2 protein-coding genes, 1 pseudogene and 1 CRISPR repeat array are annotated in these 2526 nt (G+C 27.9%); all 3 genes and pseudogenes read left to right on the forward strand.

Features of this window, described 5'->3' with window-relative positions:
• A CRISPR array of direct repeats spans positions 1 to 496; the repeat unit is 36 nt; unit sequence GTTTTAGTACTCTGTAATTTTAGGTATAAGGTATAT.
• Between the two features lie 51 nt (positions 497 to 547).
• Positions 548 to 1171, forward strand: a pseudogene (locus HMPREF2897_RS08845) (FRG domain-containing protein); the annotation flags it as partial.
• A gap of 19 nt (positions 1172 to 1190) precedes the next feature.
• A complete protein-coding gene (locus HMPREF2897_RS08850) occupies positions 1191 to 1391 on the forward strand; it encodes a hypothetical protein (RefSeq protein WP_083310252.1) in 201 nt (66 codons plus the stop codon).
• Positions 1392 to 1553: 162 nt separating this feature from the next.
• A complete protein-coding gene (locus HMPREF2897_RS08855; protein WP_070593003.1) occupies positions 1554 to 2183 on the forward strand; it encodes a hypothetical protein in 630 nt (209 codons plus the stop codon).
• Positions 2184 to 2526: the final 343 nt, after the last annotated feature.

A 2526-nucleotide genomic window follows, 5' to 3' on the forward strand; every position in this document is an offset into this window, starting at 1 on the left:
TTAGTACTCTGTAATTTTAGGTATAAGGTATATCCTACGACTATTACAAGTTTAGTAACGGGCGTTTTAGTACTCTGTAATTTTAGGTATAAGGTATATGCGTTTCAGGATAACCCATGCCACCACCTTGTTTTAGTACTCTGTAATTTTAGGTATAAGGTATATTGTTTATTCAGTTTTGTGATTTATATAATAGTTTTAGTACTCTGTAATTTTAGGTATAAGGTATATCAACCGAAATAGAACAAGCTATAAAAAATAGTTTTAGTACTCTGTAATTTTAGGTATAAGGTATATCAGTTGGTCGTAAAGATACAGTTGTACTTAGTTTTAGTACTCTGTAATTTTAGGTATAAGGTATATCATCTTACCTTGCTATTATGACGGTAAACAGTTTTAGTACTCTGTAATTTTAGGTATAAGGTATATCTCGATTGAAGTTATAAAATAATTTAACTGGTTTTAGTACTCTGTATTTTAGGTATAAGGTATACCCTTTCTTGAATGTCATTTCTAAGTTGTTTGCAACAGTTTATGGTTATTTAGAGAGCATAGTAATGAAAAATGGGATTTAGTACCAAAAGCAGGACGCTCACCATATGATAAATATAATGACGAGGAAACTTTTTATGCGTGGAAACGACAGGCTATGATATTTCTGAAAGAATCATACAATGATTGGGATATGTTAACGATTGCACAATATCATGGGTTAGCGACGAGGCTATTAGATTGGAGTTTCAATCCATTAGTAGCAGCTTATTTCGCTGTGAAAGACTTTGAGGATTGTGATGCTGTTATTTATGCTTATTTGAAAAAATCAGATATTAATGTCAAGGAAGTACATCCAATTGAGAGTAAGGGAATAAAGAAAGTGAAACCAAATGGACTAGCAACAAGAGTAGTAAGACAAAGTGGTATTTTCACAATTCATGAACAACCAACTGCGTCTATTGAAGATAACTTATCGAAAAAAGAAAAATTAAATAAAATTATAATTGATAAGAGGTATAGAACAAGATTAAGAGAAGAATTATCATATTATGGTATAAATGAATTATCGTTATTTCCTGATTTAGATGGGTTAGCAAATCATGTGAATTGGATTGTGGAAGCACAACCATATGGATCAAATAATATAACAGATGAGTTGGATTCAATTAATGAATAAATTGAATGGGGAGAATAGTATGAAAGAATTAGAAAAAGTGCTCAAAAATCCGTATATATCAGAGGATGTAAAAAGAACAGTGCAGTCAATGAATAAGGATGTAATGCAGTTATTAAATGATTACTATGATGAAAATTTTAATCTTTATCAACGAGCTCAACCGGAGACCATTGCAAATGAATTCTATGCTGACCCTAATATAATTAAAAAATTATATTAGTATTCTATTGCGTTTAATTAATGAAATCTATAGTGTGATAAGAAAAGTTTTGTATTAATATATACAGTGTTAATGTTACTTTAATAAGCGACGTATTATTTATAAAAAATATTATATAATAAACGGAAAATTGATTTTAAGAATGATACGGAGGTATGTGATATGAATAAAGTAAGAATGGTAACATATGAGCCTATGATTTTTAAAAAAAGAAAAGGGAATAAAATTGTAAAAAACAATGTGGATATACTACCGTATTTGGATGCCTCTTTTCGAACAGAGCCATCATTAAACGTAGAGTATCCAGGAATATCATCATTATGTAGAGGAGAAAAGTTAGCTCCGAAATTAAAAAAGGGTGATAAAGTAGTATATATCGCTAAAAAAAATAAGTATGATCAGGATTTTAAGCATTGGCGACTTGTTGCAATTTTGGAGGTGATTGAAATTAAGAATTGTCATTACGCTGCAAGCAAATGGTATGAAGAAAATAATTATATATTACCTAAAAATTGTATTGTAGATGGTAATCCTCCGCTGTCTCTTGATAAAACTACTGTTAAGGATCAAAGTACTATTGACGAAAGAGAAAGAGGTTATAATTATAGAGCAAAAAAGTATCCTCAATTTAATATTTGTAAAAAATTATATTTAAATTTAGAAACTCCTCCAATAATTACTGAAGAAAAAATGAAAGAAATATTTGATAATAAAATTCCCGTGATACAAAATTATAAAATATTAAATGAAAATCAATATAGAGAATTAGAAACATTATCGCAAAATAATTAATAATAAATAAGGAAACCACTGCTGCATTTAGAATAAAATTGTAACACAATTTTTTGTCAAAATTATTGTATTATTTTCATTCGTTATTTAAATTTTAATAGTATATAAATTAAGTGAGTATAAACCGCATCACTACCTGATAAGCAGAAGCGTATCACAAGTGATGCGGTTTTTTAATGTTAATTATAAAGCGAAAAACTAAAATAAATTTATATCTTAAATGGATTGAATATTTATTGTTTGGTAATATTAAAGAGTGATAAGTAAAGTATTTAATATTTTGATTTATATAATGTTTACAAATTTTATGATAAATAGAGAGATGTGAAAATATGAAACATTC

It is taken from the genome of Staphylococcus sp. HMSC065D05 (genome assembly GCF_001813195.1).
Taxonomy (GTDB): Bacteria; Bacillota; Bacilli; order Staphylococcales; family Staphylococcaceae; genus Staphylococcus; species Staphylococcus epidermidis.